The sequence below is a fragment of the Halomonas sp. 25-S5 genome, from assembly GCF_029889845.1.
Classification (GTDB): Bacteria; Pseudomonadota; Gammaproteobacteria; order Pseudomonadales; family Halomonadaceae; genus Halomonas.
Map to the genome: position 1 here is coordinate 14,103 of NZ_JARANV010000031.1, position 16,502 is coordinate 30,604.

Consider the following 16,502-nt stretch of genomic DNA (forward strand, 5'->3'; position numbering starts at 1 on the left):
CGGCTGTTATTCACCCCCTTCATCAGAGAAGGGCCCCGAGACTGATGACCAGGCTGATGAAGAGGGTCAGTATCAGCAGCAGCGGCCAGATGAAGACCAGCCAGCGGTCGTAGGAGACGCGACCGATGGTCAGGCCGCCGATCACCACCGCGAAGGTGGGATTGATCAGGTTCACCAGGCCATTGGCGGACTGGTAGGCGGTCACCACCAGGTCCCGCCCGACGTTCGCGAAGTCCGCCAGCGGGGCGAGGATCGGCATGGAAAGCACCGCGAGGCCGGAGGACGAAGGCACGAAGAAGCTCATGCCCACCTCGATCCAGAACATCAGGTTGATGAAGGCGAGCTGGGGCAGGTCCCCCAGCGACGCCTCGGCACTGTGCAGGATGGTGTCGGCGATCATGCCCTGCTCCATGATCACCACGATGCCGCGTGCCAGGCCGACCACCAGGGCCACGCCCAGCAGCTCCCGGGCCCCGTCGACGAAGCTGCTGGTCAGCGTCTTCTCGCCCAGACGGGCGACGAGGCCGATCACGATGGCGGCGCCGAAGAACAGGGCCCCCATGCGCGCCATCCACCAGCCCTGGGTGGAGACGCCCCAGATCATGACCGCAAAGGTCAGGGCGAAGATCGTCAACGCGATGATCTGAGTGGCGGTGAGGGTGGCGTTCTCGATGTCGTCGCCCTCCTGCCCTTTCAGGAACAGGCGCCGGTGGGCGTCCCACTGCTTGGCAACCACAGAACGGGAGGGGTCGGCCTTGACGCGTGCGGCATAGCGCATGACATAGGCGATGCAGATCAGCAGGCCGCCGATCAGCAAGATGAACCGCAGCACGATGCCATCAGTGAAGGGAATATCGGCCGCGTTGGCCGCGATGACGGTGGCAAATGGATTGATGGTGGAACCGAGTACCCCGATGCCCGCGCCAATCAGGATGATGGCCACGCCGGTGACGGCGTCGTAACCGGCCACCAGTATCACCGGGATCAGGATGGCGTAGAAGGCGAGGGTTTCCTCCGCCATGCCATAGGTCGTTCCGCCCAGGGCAAACAGTGTCATCAGGATCGGGATCATCCAGATCTCATGGCCTTCCAGGTGTCGCATGGCGCTGCGTATGCCAGTGTCGATGGCCCCGGTGGCGTTCATGACGCCCAGGAACCCGCCGAGGAACAGGATGAACAGCGCCACATCGATGGCGTTGGCGGCATAGCTGTCCGGGTCGTAGAAGCCGGCGGTGGGGGCCAGCATGACCTCGACGAACCCCTGCGGGTTGGACTCCACCGTCTGGTAGGTGCCGGGCACGGCCACCTCGCGGCCGACCTCCTCGTTCATGGCCCGGTCGTACTGTCCGGCCGGGATGATCCAGGTCAGGGCGGCGACGAGGATGATCAGGCCGAAGAGGATGGTGTAGGCGGTGGGGAAACGCGAGGCGAGGTCACGTTCCGCGTCGGGGGTTGGCTTGCCGTCCTGGGTCATGGCGCGTCTCCCTGTCATCGACCAAGTGTGATCAACCGCATGCTCGAGGCCAGGCCAGGTCCTCGAACACCTCGGCAGGCTCCGTCGCCATTCGAAGCGAGCCCGTCTTGACACAGGATAGTCCAAGCCGCCGGCCTCGGTGCCCGGGGGTGATGAAGGTCAACCAACGACAGGAGGGCACCGCACGGCCGTGCCGGGGCCACACGGTGCCTGACGGGACACCGCGGCAAAACGACGCAGGCCGCGGACGGGGAGGCAGCAGAAGCAGGGGAGCATCACTCCGGCAGATCGGTCACCGCCCCGGTGGAGGCCGAGCTCACCGTTCGCGCGTACTTGGCCAACACCCCCCGCGCATAACGCGGTTCGGGCTGGCGCCAGGCCGCACGACGGCGCATCAGCTCCTCGTCAGGCAGGTCGACGTCGATGGTATCGGCCTCGGCATCGAGGGTGATCAGGTCGCCATCCTCCACCAGCGCCAGGGGGCCGCCGTCGAAGGCCTCGGGGGTCACGTGGCCCACCACGAAGCCGTGGCTGCCGCCGGAGAAGCGCCCGTCGGTGATCAGTGCCACCTCGCTGCCGAGCCCCCGGCCCATGATCGCCGAGGTGGGCGTGAGCATCTCGCGCATGCCGGGGCCGCCCTTGGGTCCCTCGTAGCGGATCACCACCACGTCGCCGGCCACCACGGTGCCGTCGTTGATGCGCGCCTGGGCCTCCTCCTCGGAGCCGAAAACCCGGGCGGAGCCTGCAAAGTGCGTTCCCTCCTTGCCGGTGATCTTGGCCACCGCCCCTTCCGGCGCAAGGTTGCCGTAGAGGATGCGCAGGTGGCTCTCGGCCTTCACGGGCCGATCCAGCGCCGCGATGATCTGCTGGTCATCGGGATAGGGGGCGACATCGGCCAGGTTCTCGGCCAGCGTCTGGCCGGTCACGGTCAGGCAGTCGCCGTGCAGCAGACCGGCGTCGAGCAGGGTCTTCATCAGCGGCTGGATGCCGCCGATCGCCACCAGCTCGCTCATCATGTAGTGGCCGCTGGGCCGCAGGTCGGCCACCACCGGCACGCGCTTGCCGATGGTGGTGAAATCCTCAAGGGAGAGCGCGACGCCGATGGTGCTGGCCATGCCGATCAGGTGCAGCACCGCATTGGTGGAACCGCCCAGGGCGATCACCATGGTGATGGCGTTCTCGAAGGCCTGGCGGGTCATGATGTCGGAGGGCTTGATGTCGCGCTCGAGCAGCGTGAGTACCGCCGCACCGGCGGCCTCACAGTCCTCTCGCTTGTCCCGGGAGACGGCATTCTGCGCCGAGCTGCCCGGCAGGCTCATGCCCAGCGCCTCGATGGCCGAGGCCATGGTGTTGGCGGTGTACATGCCCCCGCAGGAGCCGGGGCCGGGAATCGCCGTCTCCTCGATCTGCTTCACCTCGATCAGGTCCAGGTCGCCGCGGCTGTAGGCGCCCATGGCCTCGAACACCGAGACGATGTCGGTGTGGCCTTCGCCGGGCAGGATGGTCCCGCCGTAGACGAAGACGCTGGGGCGATCGAGCCTCGCCAGGCCCATCAGGCAGCCCGGCATGTTCTTGTCGCAGCCGCCGATGGCCACCAGGCCGTCGAAGCCCTCGCAGCCGGCCACCGTCTCGATGGAGTCGGCGATCACCTCCCGCGACACCAGCGAGTACTTCATGCCCTCGGTGCCGTTGGCGATGCCGTCGGAGATGGTGATGGTGTTGAAGATCACCCCCTTGCCGCCGGCCGCATCGGCGCCGTCGCTGGCCCGGCGGGCCAGCTCGTCGATATGGCTGTTGCAGGGGGTGAGGTTGCTCCAGGTGGAGGCGATGCCCACCTGGGGCTTGGCGAAGTCGCTGTCGGTGAAGCCCACCGCCCGGAGCATCGCGCGGCTGGCGGACTTGCCGACCCCGTCCACCACCGGGGCGGAGTGGCGGCGACGGGGATCCTTCGGGATATCGCTCATGGGGGCCTCCTCTGATCGATCATAATGGATCCCCAGAGAGTGGCCTTCCTGGCGCGGCCTGGCAACCGCTCAGGCCGGACGCCCCCTCCCCGCCAGCCGGAGCCCGGCGACCAGCAGGCTGACCAGGGTGGAGGCCACCAGCGCCCCCAGGAACGGCGGCAGGGTCGGGATGCTGCCGGGGAAGCTGGCCGCCAGCACGCCCGCCGCGAGGCTGCCCTGGGCCACCCAGCCCGGCAGGATGGCGCCGAGCATGCCCGCCACGCCGCCGGCCACCGCGGCCGTGGCGCTCATCCGCGACCAGAGACCCAGCAGCACCGGCACCACGATGGCCGCGCAGAGCAGGTCGGCGATCAGGAACAGCCGCAGCACCGAGAGCCCCTGCAGCGCCACGATCACCACCGGCACCATCAGCGCCACCGTGACCCAGCGGGCCGCGCCGAGGGAGAGCCCACGCCGGCCGGAGCCCGCCACCACCAGCGAGGCGAGGCCGTTCTGGAGGGTATCCACGCTGGAGGCGACCAGGGTGACCGCCAGCACCAGCGCCGGCAGGGCCAGCCAGCCCGGCGCCTGTGCGAGCAGCGCGAAGAAGGGGATCGGCGGCTCGCCCAACGCCACGCCGGCCATGGCCGCCAGCGTGCCGAGGCCGCCGACCGCCATCACCACCAGCACGGTGATGCCGCCGCCCAGCCAGGCGCCGCGCCCCAGGGCGCGGTCGTCCCGCGCCGCCCAGACCCGCTGCCAGTAGCCCTGGTGGAAGAGGTTCGCCGCGGTCACCGCGATTACCAGGGTCAGCGCCACGGCGAGGGCGCTGCCGGTGGGAATAGAGGGCAGCGTGGCGTCCACCGGCATTTCGGGCAGGCGCATCAGCGCCACGCCGCCAACCACCGCCAGCAGCGCGACCAGCAGCCAGGCCTGCCAGCGGTCGGTGGCCAGGCTCGCCCGCAGGCCGCCCACCGCCGTGTAGAGTAGCGTGGCGACCGCCACGCCGATGACCACCAGCGCCGGCGGCACATCCGAGAGCAGCGCGGTGATGGCCCCGATGGCGGTGAGCTCCGCGGCCAGGAAGCAGGCCATGTAGAGCACCGAGACCAGCGATACCCAGCGCCGTACCCCGGCACCATAGCAGGCCTCGGCGAACTCGCCGATGCTGCGCCCCTCCGGCAGGTGGCGCCGGATCACAGGGCCGTAGAGCCCCAGCACGATGAACGGCAGCGCCGAGCCGATGGCATAGCCGGCCAGTGCCAAGGGGCCAACGAAGGCGCCGATCTCGGGCGGCGCGAAGAGGATCCAGGCGCCCATCCCCGAGGCCAGGAAGGAGAGGCCCAGCGACTGGGCGCCCTGGGAGTTGCGCGCGGTGACATAGTCGTCAAGGGGGCCATCGGCCCGGCGGGCCCGCAGGCCCAGGAAAGCAAAGCACAGCAGCGCCGCGCCGAGCACGGCAGACGTCAGGTAAGGCATGTCGCACTTCCTCCGCCGGTATGAACCGGATCAGGTTCCAGGGTCAGCGCCATGCGCTCTCTCAGCCCCGGCCGACGCGTGCGGCAGCGGGACTCCCCTGGCGACAAGTGAATGGATGGTGGGATCGCGCCTCGCATCGTGGCCTGGCTGGCCGATAGCGACGGGATCGAGGGACATCATAGCGCCGCCTTCCCCTGGCGACCACCCGGGCCCGATTCCCGTGGGCTTGCCGGCGCGCCCGGCAACGCACCCCAAACGTCTCTCTCGAGGGGCGCCTCTCGGCGATGACGGAACTCCTTCTCCACAAGCAAGGTCGCAGAACGAGGCCATGGGCCATGGACGCATTGTCATTCGCATCACCGATATCACCCACGTGTAGTCAAGGAGGAAACGCATGCACAGACCGATCCCGAGAACACTGCTGGCCTTGCTCGGCGCCGGACTGCTGGGGAGTGCCGCCCAGGCGGCCGACACCGCCACCTATGGCTGGATCGAGAAGGCCACCATCGAGCCGTGGGGCACGGAGGTCAAGGTGAAGCTGGATACCGGTGCCCTGACATCATCGATGCAGGCCGAGGAGATCGAGACGTTCGAGCGCGACGGAGAGGACTGGGTTCGCTTTACCGTCGAGGTCGAGGATGAAGAGACGGACGATGTCGTCTCGAAGACCTTCGAGCGTCCGGTGTTTCGCGACCTGCGTGTGGTTGGTGCCGGAGGGGAAGAGAGCCGGCCCGTCGTGCTGATGACGATCTGCATGGGAGAGACGCTTCGTGAGGAGCAGTTCAGCCTGGAGGATCGCGACAACATGAACTACCCGGTCTTGCTCGGGCGACGCACCATTCAGGACCTGGGCAGCGTCGAGACGACCCGCACCTTCATGCACGAGCCCGAATGCAATGATGATTCGCCCGTCAAGCCACACTCCGAGAAGGAGTATGACGAGGATATCGGCGTATGACGGCCCCCACGGAGGGTACCGCTGCCGACCATGACACCATCCAACCGATGCCACAGGAGCCCATCGTGACAGTCAAGACACGCACGCTTTCCTGGCTAGTGCTGCTGGGACTTCTCGTTGTCGCTTCCCAGCCCGCGCTGGCGCAACAGCGCCTGCCGGACTTCACCCAACTGGTGGAGGACGCCGCCCCGTCCGTCGTCAACATCTCGACATCCCGAACGGTCGAGCGACAGGCACCCCCCAGCGGCCAGTTCGGCGGCCAGGAGATACCCGAGATCTTCCGGCACTTCTTCGGTGACCGCATCCCCATGCCCCCCGGCGGCGGCCGGGGCCAGGGCAACCAGGAGCGCCGCTCGCTGGGCTCGGGCTTCATCTTCGATGAAGACGGCTACATCATGACCAATGCCCATGTGGTCAAGGGGGCCGACGAGATCCTGGTGCGCCTCAACGACCGGCGCGAACTCGAGGCCGAGCTGGTGGGCACCGATGACAAGACCGATGTCGCCGTGCTCAAGGTCGAGGCCGACGACCTTCCCACCCTCGACATGGGCGAGGCGGGAGACCTTGAAGTGGGCCAGTGGGTCGCCGCCATCGGCTCCCCCTTCGGCTTCGATCATTCCGTGACGGCCGGCATCATCAGTGCCATCAACCGCACCCTGCCCCAGGATGTCTATGTGCCCTTCATCCAGACCGACGTGGCCATCAACCCGGGCAACTCCGGTGGGCCACTGTTCAACCTGGAAGGGGAGGTGATCGGCGTCAACTCCCAGATCCTGACGCGTAGCGGCGGGTACATGGGGCTCTCCTTCGCCATCCCGATCGATGTGGCCATGGATGTCGCCGACCAGCTGCGCAATGAGGGTTACGTCAGCCGCGGCTGGCTCGGCGTCAGGATCCAGCCGGTTTCCCGGGACCTGGCAAGCGCCTTCGGACTGGACCAGGCCGAAGGCGCCCTGATCGCGGACCTGGCCCCCGACGGCCCGGCGGCAGAAGGCGGGCTCCAGGCGGGCGACATCATCCTGGAAGCCAATGGCCAGGAGGTCGACCACTCCTCCACGCTCCCCAGGCTGATCGGCGGCGTGGCCCCCGGCGAGGAGGTCGAGCTGCTGGTGCTGCGTGAAGGCGAGCGGCAGTCGATCACCCTGGAGGTTGGCGAGTGGCCGGACGCGGGTGCCGACCAGGCCGGCAACGAGAGCGAACCGGCCCGTCTCGGCATCGCGGCACAGCCCTTGAGCGACGCCGAGCGCCAACAGCTCGGTATCGACCATGGCGTGCGCATTGCCGATGTCGACCCAGCCGGACGCGCGGCAGCCGCCGGGATCCGCCCGGGCGATGTGCTGGTGAGCATCGGGCAGCAGCGGGTGGAGAGCCCCGAACAGCTGGCCGATATCGTCGCCGACCTGCCGGAAGGCCAGGCGATCCCAGTGCGGCTCTACCGTGACGGCAACTCCTACTTCGTTGCCTTGAGTCTCGGCAGTGAGTGACCCCAGAGCCCAGTCATTGCCATGAGTCAGCGCCCCGGTGGTAACGCCGCCGGGGCGCTGTACTGTGCATGTCATAAACGACTTGCACATGTTGCCACGGATCCACCCGGGCATTGAACATAGCGCTATAGATGCTGAAAGAAAGCTGTGTCATTTAGCACCGGAAGCACTCTCGGTAGTGCCAGGCGAGATAGTCGCGGCTGGGAAATACCGAAGCCTCCAGGTTTAAAGGTTGTCCATTTAGATCGCTTAGATGGTTCTTGAGCTGCCCGTTTAATCCTGCTTCAGCCAACCCCGGAGAGATTCGTATCCGGCCTTGACCGTCGATAGCCAACAGTCCCTTATCGAAGGCGCGATCATGGAGCGCATTGAGACAGAGCCCGTTGGCTGGGTCGAGACGAAATTCGGGACGCCACTGCCAGGGCACGATGTGACTCGCGATCAGCAAGTCTTCATGACGCAGTCCAGTAATCACGCAGCGGGCGTCATAACGAATCATCACTGCCTTTCGAAATAAGGACTGTCCCACCCGGCGTTTCTGGATACCCACGGAGTCCCGTGCGGTGTAGTCAACCTCGTCGTCAGCTATATCCATCTCATTGGCGATTATCGACCACGCTTCCTCGCATTCGCTGGCCACGGCTTCCGGTTCGGCCATGAAACGTTGCCACAGCATGCGATCCTGCTGGGAAGCGCCGGATAACCCCTTCTTGCCCAGAGCCAACACTTCGGGATCGAGACTCGCATAGTTGGAAAGCTTCATCGCAACGGAGTTGGCCGAACGCCCAATCCGTTCGGCCAACTGAATGACTTCAGGTCGTCTCCGGTGAAGCTGCCCAAACGTCAACCGACAGTAGAGCGATAACACCAGTAGCCGATCTTGATCCGTCCATGCCTTTCTTTCCGCTGCCATGTGGCCTCCCGATGCTGCCTGTCTCGAGCCTACGCTCGAGCGGCCATAGAGGCCAATTCTGCTTACTTTTCCCGCGGCACCCGCCCCATCAGGTAGAACTCCTCGTTGGGTGGCGTGCCGGTCAGGGTGACCAGCCGGTTGGAGAGGCCGAAGAAGGCGGCGATGGCGCCGATGTCCCAGATGTCGTCGTGGGTGAACCCGGCCGTCTTCAGGCGGGCCTCCCACTCGTCGGTGAGTTCTCCCACCTCCAGGCCGCAGTAGAGGGCGAAGTCCAGCATGGTGCGATGGCGCTCGCTGATCGGCGCGGTGCGGTGGTTGATGGCTACCTGGTCGGCGAGCAGTGGGTCCTTGCTGTAGATCCGCACCAGGGCGCCGTGGGCCACCACGCAGTAGAGGCAGCGGTTGCGGGCGCTGGTGGCCACCACGATCATCTCCTTCTCGGCCTTGGTGAGCGTATCGGATTCGCGCTCCATCAGGGCATCGTGGTAGGCGAAGAAGGCACGGAACTCAGCCGGACGATGAGCCAGCATCAAGAAGACGTTGGGCACGAAACCGGCCTTCTCCTGAACCGCCAGCATGGCGTCGCGCACGTCCGTGGGCAGGTCCTGAATCGATTCGGGGACGGGAAAGCGGCTGATCGGTGGGGTCATGGTGGCTCCAGGGATTGTTGTTGCTGGGTAAGCCACCAAGATAGCAGTTGACGTTAACGTAAGCATATAGCCATTGGCTCAAGATCAACCGAACCGCCGAAAGGGTGCCGCTCTTCATTGCGACATGCTGGTAGCAAGGCTAGCATTACCGTATTACTTCAAAAATTCGGAAGGAGGGTCGTCATGTCCACCGCCAGCAGTCGGCTGACCACCAAATACCAGGCGACGATTCCCGGCAACGTCCGCAAGGCACTGGACCTCCACGCCGGCGATACCATCTGCTTCGAGATCGAAGATGGTGAGATTCGACTTCGCAAGGCATCACCGCTCGACCTGGCATTTACCCATGCGGTGGAAGAAACCCTGAGCGAGTGGAATTCCGAGGCCGACGAGGACGCCTACCGTGATCTTTGAGGCCTTCGATGTTGTGGTTGTGCCGTTTCCTTTCACCGACAGGAACACGACCAAGCGTCGGCCAGCGCTGGTCATCTCTTCTAACGAGGACTTTCATCGCTCTACAGGACAGCTCCTGATGGCCATGATCACCAGTGCCAACAACTCCGCCTGGCCGCTGGATACCGAAATCCAAGGTCTCGATGCCGCAGGCTTACCCGCGACTTCCATCGTGCGCATGAAGCTCTTCACTCTGGATGAACGCCTGATCATCCGACAGGCTGGACGACTTGAGCAGGATGACCGACGCCGAGTGATCAGCGCCCTGAGGGCCCTGATGCCAGCCATCATCCAGTAACACAATACGGCCCCGCCTCTCTCGAGACGGGGCCGCTAGGATCACTACGCTGAACGAATCAGCTCAGCGAGATGGTGCTGTTGATGCCGCTGGAGACGTTCTCCGGCTCGAACCAGCGCGCGGTGACGGTCTTGGTCTGGGTCCAGAAGGCGATGGCCTGCTTGCCGTTGGGGCCCAGGTCACCGAGCTTGGAGCCGCGCGAGCCGGTGAAGCTGAAGTAGGCCACCGGCACCGGGATCGGCACGTTGATGCCCACCTGGCCGACGTCGATGTCGCTCTCGAAGCGGCGCGCCACCCAGCCGGAGTTGGTGAAGATCGAGGTGCCGTTGCCGTTGGGGTTGGCGTTGATGAACGCGATGGCCTCGTCCAGGGTCTCGACGCTGAGCACGCAGAGCACCGGGCCGAAGATCTCCTCGCGGTAGATGGTCATCTCCGGGGTCACGTCGCTGAACAGGGTCGGGCCGACGAAGTTGCCGTTCGGGTAGCCCTCCACCTGGCAGCCGCGGCCGTCGACCAGCAGCTTGGCGCCCTCCTGCTCGCCGGTGGCGATCAGCCGCTCCACGCGCTCCTTGGCCTGGGGCGAGACCAGCGGGCCGAGGTCGGCGTCCTGCTGGGTGCCGGGGCCCACCTTCATGTTACGGGCGCTCTCGACGATGTCATCCAGCCACTCGCGGGCCTCGCCCACCAGCACCACCACGGAGTTGGCCATGCAGCGCTGCCCGGCGGCGCCGAAGGCGGAGCCCAGCAGGTTGTTGATGGCCTGGCTGCGGTTGGCGTCGGGCATCACCACGCAGTGGTTCTTGGCCCCCATCATCGCCTGCATGCGCTTGCCGGCGGCGGCGGCGCGATCGTAGAGCAGCGAGCCGACGTGGGTGGAGCCGATGAAGGAGAGCGCCTTGATGTCGGTGTGGTCGGCGATCTGGTTGGCCACGTCAGGGCCGCCGTGCACGACGTTGAGCACGCCGGCCGGCACGCCCGCCTCGTGGGCCAGCTCGACCAGGCGCATGGTGGAGCTCGGATCCTGCTCGGAGGGCTTGAGCACGAAGGTGTTACCGGTGGCGATGGCCAGCGGGAACATGAAGCAGGGCAACATGATCGGGAAGTTGAAGGCGGTGATGCCGGCGCCCACGCCCAGCGGCTGGTTCAGGGTGTAGACGTCCACCTCATTGGCGGCGTTCTCGGCCAGTTCGCCCAGCTGCAGGGAGGTAATCGAGCAGGCGTGCTCCACCACCTCCAGGCCGCGACCCACCTCACCGGCCGCGTCCGGCAGGGTCTTGCCGTGCTCCTCGCTGATCAGCGCGGCCAGCTCATCGGTGTTCTCGCGGATCAGCGCCTGGAGCTTGAGCATGATGCGCATGCGCTTGCCCAGCGGCACCTTGCGCCAGGTCTTGAAGGCCTCCTTGGCACTGGCCACCGCCTGCTCGACCTCCTCGGCGGTGCAGAACGGCACCCGGGCGACCACTTCCTGGGTGGCCGGATTGACCACGTCGCGCCACTCCTGGCTCTGGGACTGGACGGGCTGGCCGTCGATGTACATGGGAATCTCGCGAACGGACATGGTGGCATGCTCCTCTGTGCTGTTCCTGCCCCGACCGCGAGTCTGGCTTGTCGTTGTTCGGCCATCGTCAGGCGCCGCGGCGGCGGGGACATTAGACTTTATGTGTATCTATACACGAACCGTGGTGACATCGAGTCTATACAGACGTCGGATGGCATGACAACGGGCACTCGGGCACATTGTTTGTGCATCCATGCACAACCACACGGCCACGGGAGACCTCCATGCTCGACTGGCAGGATATCCAGATCTTCCTCGAGGTGGCGCGCAGCGAGCGGCTCACCGACGCCGCCCGCCGGCTGGGGCTCGACCACTCCACCCTGTCGCGGCGCACCCGGCGCTTCGAGCAGGCGCTCAACACCCAGCTGTTCGAGCGCAGCACCCACGGCTACCACCTCACCGAGGCCGGCCAGCAACTGCTCGCCCACGCCGAGGAGATGGCCCGCCACGCCTTCGAGGCCGGCGAGAGCCTCACCGACAAGAACCACCAGATCAGCGGCCAGATCCGCCTCGGCGTCACCGAGGGCTTCGGCACCTGGGTGATCGCTCCGCTGCTCTCGGCCTTCTGCGAACGCCACCCCGGCGTGACCCTGGACCTGCTCGCCCTGCCCCGGGTGGTCAACCTGAGCCGCCACGAGGCGGACCTCGCCATCACCGTGGAGCGCCCGGTGAGCCCGGGGCTCGTGATCTCGCGGCTGTGCGACTATCGGCTGCGCCTCTACGGCAGCCAGGGATACCTCGCCCGCCACGGCACCCCGGCCCGGCTGCCCGAGCTGGGCGATCACCGGCTGGTGGGCTACGTCGACGACCTGATCTTCAGCGAGCAGCTCAGCTACCTGGAGCCCCTGCTCGACCCGGCGGTGGTCGGCCATCCCGGCCCGCACTTCGCCCTGCGCAGCACCAGCGTGACCACCCAGCACGCCGCCTGCCTGCATAGCGCCGGGCTCGCCGTGCTGCCCTGCTTCATGGCGAGCACCTCGGACGCCCTGGTGAACGTGCTGGATGACGACGTGGAGATCGTGCGCCACTTCTGGATCACCGCCCGCCAGGAGCAGCGACGCCTGGCCAAGGTCCGCCTGCTGTGGGACTTCCTGCGCGAGGCCCTGGAGGCCAACTGCGCCTTCCTGATGGGCGAGGCGAAGGCGATGGTGGTGCCACCTCCCGCCTCCGATACAAAATAGCTATCGACACGGTCGGCAATGTCACATTGAGCTAATGGACCGCCGGAGCGTAAGTTGAAGTCACAGGACAAGGAGCCCCGGCCATCACGCTGTCTCAGGGTTCATGGTTGATACGGCTCATTGTTCCGCCGGACTGCCATCGTCTATACACAGGTAGCAGTTCCAACAACGCAGCCAGATGGGAGAGCGATATGGGTGATCAGCAGAACGCCGGCAAGTGTCCGGTGATGCACGGAGGCCAGACCGCCAGCGGTCATTCCAACACCGACTGGTGGCCGGAGTCCCTGAACCTGGACATCCTGCATCAGCACGATCGCAAGACCGACCCGATGGGCGAGGACTTCGACTATCGCGAGGAGGTCAAGAAGCTCGACTTCGACGCGCTCAAGAAGGACATGCACGCCCTGATGACCGAGAGCCAGGCGTGGTGGCCGGCCGACTGGGGCCACTACGGTGGCCTGATGATCCGCATGGCCTGGCACGCGGCGGGCACCTACCGCATCGCCGACGGCCGTGGCGGCGGCGGCACCGGCAATCAGCGCTTCGCTCCCATCAACTCCTGGCCGGACAACGGCAACCTCGACAAGGCGCGTCGCCTGCTGTGGCCAATCAAGAAGAAGTACGGCAACCAGATCAGCTGGGCCGACCTGATCATCCTGGCCGGCAACGTCGCCTATGAGTCCATGGGCTTCAAGACCTTCGGTTTCTCCTTCGGCCGCGAGGACATCTGGCACCCCGAGAAGGACATCTACTGGGGCGCCGAGAAGGAGTGGCTGGCCCCCTCCGACGAGCGCTACGGCGACGTCGACAAGCCCGACACCATGGAGAACCCGCTGGCCGCGGTCCAGATGGGCCTGATCTACGTGAACCCAGAGGGCGTCAACGGCCAGCCGGACCCCATCAAGACCGGCGAACAGGTCCGCGAGACCTTCGCCCGCATGGCCATGAACGACGAGGAGACCGCGGCCCTGACCGCCGGCGGTCATACGGTCGGCAAGACCCACGGCAACGGCGACGCCGAGGCCCTTGGGCCGGAGCCGGAAGGCGCCGACGTCGAGGCCCAGGGCTTCGGCTGGCTCAACCCCAACATGCAGGGCAAGGCCGCCAACGCCGTCACCTCCGGCCTGGAAGGGGCCTGGACCAAGAACCCGACCCAGTTCGACATGGGCTACTTCGATGCACTGCTCGACCACGAGTGGGAGCTCAAGAAGAGCCCTGCCGGTGCCAACCAGTGGGAGCCGGTGGACATGAAGGAGGAGGACAAGCCGGTCGACGCCACCGACATGTCCACTCGCCATAACCCGATGATGACCGATGCGGACATGGCGATGAAGATGCATCCTGACTACCGCAGGATCATCGACAAGTTTCGCCAGGATCCCGAATACTTCAAGGACTGCTTCGCCCGCGCCTGGTTCAAGCTGACCCACCGCGACATGGGGCCCAAGGCCCGCTACATCGGCCCGGAAGTGCCGGACGAGGAACTGATCTGGCAGGATCCGGTGCCGGCCGGCAGCAGCGACTACTCCGTCGAGGCGGTCAAGAAACAGGTCGCCGAGAGCGGCCTCTCCACCGGCGAGATGGTCAGCACCGCCTGGGACAGCGCCCGTACCTTCCGCGGCTCCGACATGCGCGGCGGCGCCAATGGTGCGCGCATCCGCCTGGCCCCGCAGAAGGACTGGGAAGGCAACGAGCCGGACCGCCTGGCCAAGGTACTCAAGGTCTACGAGAAGATCGCCGCCGACAGCGGCGCCAGCGTGGCCGACGTCATCGTGCTGGGTGGCAGCGTGGGCATCGAGCAGGCGGCGAAGGCCGCCGGACACGATATCCTGGTGCCCTTCGCGCCGGGTCGCGGCGACGCCAGCGACGAGATGACCGACGCCCCCTCGTTCGAGTACCTGGAGCCGCTGGCCGATGGCTTCCGCAACTGGCAGAAGAAGGACTACGTGGTCAAGCCGGAGGAGATGCTGCTCGACCGCGCCCAGCTGATGGGACTGACCGCGCCGGAGATGACCGTGCTGATCGGCGGCATGCGCATGCTCGGCACCAACCACGGCGGCAGCAAGCATGGCGTCTTCACCGACCGCGAGGGCCAGCTGACCAACGACTTCTTCGTCAACCTGACCGACATGGGCAACACCTGGAAGCCGGCGGGCAACAATGCCTACGAGATTCGCGACCGCAAGACCGACCATGTGAAGTGGACCGCCAGCCGCATCGACCTGGTGCTCGGTTCCAACTCCATCCTGCGCTCCTACGCCGAGGTCTACGCCCAGGACGACAACCAGGAGAAGTTCGTCAAGGACTTCGTCAAGGCCTGGACCAAGGTGATGAACGCCGACCGCTTCGATCTGGAGAAGCTCCAGGCCTGAAAGCGGCCTGAGCCGGGCGAAACGCCCGGCTCTACCGCCGGAAAGAGCGAGACGCCCGGGTGCTTACCCGGGCGTCTTCTTGTTGCCCCTCTGCGTGATCTCTCGCCTGGCCAGAAAGATCGCTCGGGTAGCCCTGAAGTATCAGTGACTGGTCACCCCGGGTACGTAAGTCCGCCGCTCGAGGAGTCCCAGCAGGCTCGCCACCGTAGAGGTGAGCACCAGATAGATAAGTCCCGCCCAGAGGAATACCAGGAAGAAGTCCAGGGTGCGCGAGCCAATATCCGATGCGATGGAAGTGATCTCCACTACGCCGATGGTGTAGGCAATGGAAGTGAACTTGAGTTCGATGATCGCTTCATTCGACCACTGCGGGATCACCCGGCGTAGCGCCTGGGGCAGCATGATGTACCGAATCGCTTGCCACTGGGTCATACCACAGGCCCGCGCCGCCACCAATTGCCCTTTGGGCACCGACAGCACCGAACCGCGGAAGTACTCGGCCTGGTAGGCGGCGCTGTTGAGGGTGATGGCGATCACCGCGGCGGTGAAGGCATCAAAGACGATACCCAGATGAGGCAGCCCCAAATAGATGAAGAACATCTGCACCAGCATCGGTGTGCCGCGAAACAGCTCCACGTAGACGGTGCTGATCCAGTAGAAGAGCCGGTTACCGTAGACCCTGGCCCAGCAAAGTACCAACCCCAGGAAAAAACCCAGAGTGATAGCGATCACCCAAAGCGCCAACGCAACCGGAACGCCCTTGAGCAGTTCGGGTAGCCACTCGATGCCGAACTCGATGAATTCCCGCATGGTTCACCCGTGCTTCGCTATAACGTTGAGGAAGGCCCGGGTCCGCTCGTGCGTGGACTCGGTGAACATGGTCTCCGGTGGCCCCTGCTCGACGATGTGACCGTTCTCGATGAAGATGATCTCGTCGGCGGCCTGGCGAGCGAAGCTCATCTCGTGGGTTACCACCACCATGGTCATACCCTCGACGGCCAGCTGCTGCATCACCCTCACCACCTCGCCGGTCAATTCCGGGTCCAGCGCCGAAGTAGGCTCGTCGAACAGCAGCACGTCGGGGTCCATGGCCAAGGCCCGGGCGATTGAGACGCGCTGCTGCTGTCCACCGGAGAGCTCAGCCGGGTAGGCGTCGGCCTTGTCGCCAAGGCCGACCCGCTCCAGCTCACGATGCGCCCGCTGGGTAGCGGCCTCCTTGTCCGACCCGTTGACCTTGATCTGACAGAGGCGCACGTTGTCGAGCACCGTCAGGTGAGAGAAGAGGTTGAAGTCCTGGAAGACAAAACCCATACGCGCCCGCATGGCGTCGATGTTGGAATCCAATACCTCATCGCCGTTGAGGTAGATGCGCCCGGTATCCGGCACCGTGAGATGATTGATACAGCGCAGCAGGGTGCTCTTGCCCGAGCCAGAGGGGCCGATCAGCACCTTGGTCTCACCCTTTCTCAGACTGAAGCCGATGCCCTTGAGCACCTCCAGGCCGTCGTAAGCCTTCTTCACATCCTGCACGTCCAGAATCAGATCGTCGGCCATTATCGCCATTCCTCTCGCATCATTTTTCGAAGCCCGGCACGGCCAGCTTGCGTTCAAGGGCATACAAAAGGCTACCTGATTACGCATAAGGCTCAGCCATCTTCAGGAACCGGTATGGCATCGGCGGTGTTCGGGCGGCTACCGTGAGAAACCGCGGGATCATGGCCTTGAGGTCATAGCGCCGA

Annotated in this window: 14 protein-coding genes, 1 pseudogene and 1 riboswitch; of the genes and pseudogenes, 6 read left to right on the top strand and 9 right to left on the bottom strand. The window is 65.5% G+C overall.

The window, feature by feature from the left end; translation table 11 throughout:
- Nucleotides 1–22: 22 nt before the first annotated feature.
- The 3 genes from OP498_RS16790 to OP498_RS16800 all read right to left on the bottom strand — a co-directional run bounded on the left by OP498_RS16790 (nucleotide 23) and on the right by OP498_RS16800 (nucleotide 4,896).
- Nucleotides 23–1,474, bottom strand: coding sequence for a YfcC family protein (locus OP498_RS16790; protein WP_280550135.1), 1,452 nt, complete (start codon nucleotides 1,472–1,474; stop codon nucleotides 23–25).
- A 275-nt stretch (nucleotides 1,475–1,749) separates the two neighbouring features.
- Entirely contained in the window at nucleotides 1,750–3,438 is a 1,689-nt protein-coding gene (gene ilvD / locus OP498_RS16795) for a dihydroxy-acid dehydratase (protein WP_280550133.1), read from the bottom strand.
- Between the two features lie 69 nt (nucleotides 3,439–3,507).
- Entirely contained in the window at nucleotides 3,508–4,896 is a 1,389-nt protein-coding gene (locus OP498_RS16800; RefSeq protein ID WP_280550131.1) for a sodium:solute symporter, read from the bottom strand.
- A riboswitch (TPP riboswitch) is annotated at nucleotides 4,886–5,005 on the bottom strand. (Overlaps the previous gene by 11 nt.)
- Before the next feature lie 285 nt (nucleotides 5,006–5,290).
- Between OP498_RS16800 and OP498_RS16805 the strand changes: the two genes are divergently transcribed.
- Together OP498_RS16805 and OP498_RS16810 are read left to right on the top strand one after the other, a co-directional pair.
- Nucleotides 5,291–5,854, top strand: a complete 564-nt coding sequence (locus tag OP498_RS16805; protein ID WP_280550129.1) for an ATP-dependent zinc protease — start codon at nucleotides 5,291–5,293, stop codon at nucleotides 5,852–5,854.
- Nucleotides 5,855–5,919: 65 nt separating this feature from the next.
- The gene (locus tag OP498_RS16810) at nucleotides 5,920–7,338 is read left to right on the top strand and encodes a DegQ family serine endoprotease (RefSeq protein WP_280550127.1); all 1,419 of its coding nucleotides are present in this window, start codon (nucleotides 5,920–5,922) and stop codon (nucleotides 7,336–7,338) included.
- Nucleotides 7,339–7,492: 154 nt separating this feature from the next.
- On the opposite strand, the gene OP498_RS16815 is transcribed toward OP498_RS16810, so the two are convergent.
- Together OP498_RS16815 and OP498_RS16820 are read right to left on the bottom strand one after the other, a co-directional pair.
- The gene (locus OP498_RS16815; RefSeq protein WP_280550125.1) at nucleotides 7,493–8,251 is read right to left on the bottom strand and encodes an HNH endonuclease; all 759 of its coding nucleotides are present in this window, start codon (nucleotides 8,249–8,251) and stop codon (nucleotides 7,493–7,495) included.
- A 62-nt stretch (nucleotides 8,252–8,313) separates the two neighbouring features.
- Nucleotides 8,314–8,901 carry a peroxidase-related enzyme gene (locus OP498_RS16820; RefSeq protein WP_280550123.1) on the bottom strand — a complete coding sequence of 196 codons (588 nt, stop codon included), beginning with the start codon at nucleotides 8,899–8,901 and terminating at the stop codon, nucleotides 8,314–8,316.
- Between the two features lie 183 nt (nucleotides 8,902–9,084).
- Between OP498_RS16820 and OP498_RS16825 the strand changes: the two genes are divergently transcribed.
- Entirely contained in the window at nucleotides 9,085–9,315 is a 231-nt protein-coding gene (locus tag OP498_RS16825; protein WP_280550121.1) for a type II toxin-antitoxin system PrlF family antitoxin, read from the top strand.
- On the top strand, nucleotides 9,305–9,652 hold the full coding sequence (locus OP498_RS16830; RefSeq protein ID WP_280550119.1) for a type II toxin-antitoxin system PemK/MazF family toxin: 348 nt from the start codon (nucleotides 9,305–9,307) through the stop codon (nucleotides 9,650–9,652). Before OP498_RS16825 ends, OP498_RS16830 begins: the two co-directional genes overlap by 11 nt.
- Before the next feature lie 58 nt (nucleotides 9,653–9,710).
- Here OP498_RS16830 and OP498_RS16835 read toward each other — a convergent pair whose 3' ends face one another.
- Nucleotides 9,711–11,210 carry a CoA-acylating methylmalonate-semialdehyde dehydrogenase gene (locus OP498_RS16835; RefSeq protein WP_280550117.1) on the bottom strand — a complete coding sequence of 500 codons (1,500 nt, stop codon included), beginning with the start codon at nucleotides 11,208–11,210 and terminating at the stop codon, nucleotides 9,711–9,713.
- Nucleotides 11,211–11,434: 224 nt separating this feature from the next.
- On the opposite strand from OP498_RS16835, the gene OP498_RS16840 reads away from it, so the two are divergent.
- Both OP498_RS16840 and katG read left to right on the top strand, forming a co-directional pair.
- Nucleotides 11,435–12,391, top strand: a complete 957-nt coding sequence (locus OP498_RS16840; protein ID WP_280550114.1) for a LysR family transcriptional regulator — start codon at nucleotides 11,435–11,437, stop codon at nucleotides 12,389–12,391.
- 191 nt (nucleotides 12,392–12,582) lie between these two features.
- A complete protein-coding gene (katG, locus tag OP498_RS16845; RefSeq protein ID WP_280550112.1) occupies nucleotides 12,583–14,763 on the top strand; it encodes a catalase/peroxidase HPI in 2,181 nt (726 codons plus the stop codon).
- Between the two features lie 141 nt (nucleotides 14,764–14,904).
- On the opposite strand, the gene OP498_RS16850 is transcribed toward katG, so the two are convergent.
- The 3 genes and pseudogenes from OP498_RS16850 to OP498_RS16860 all read right to left on the bottom strand — a co-directional run.
- Nucleotides 14,905–15,573, bottom strand: coding sequence for an amino acid ABC transporter permease (locus OP498_RS16850; protein WP_280550110.1), 669 nt, complete (start codon nucleotides 15,571–15,573; stop codon nucleotides 14,905–14,907).
- 3 nt (nucleotides 15,574–15,576) lie between these two features.
- Nucleotides 15,577–16,317, bottom strand: a complete 741-nt coding sequence (locus tag OP498_RS16855) for an amino acid ABC transporter ATP-binding protein (RefSeq protein ID WP_280550107.1) — start codon at nucleotides 16,315–16,317, stop codon at nucleotides 15,577–15,579.
- Nucleotides 16,318–16,396: 79 nt separating this feature from the next.
- Nucleotides 16,397–16,502 (bottom strand): annotated as a pseudogene (locus OP498_RS16860) (IS1595 family transposase); the annotation flags it as partial.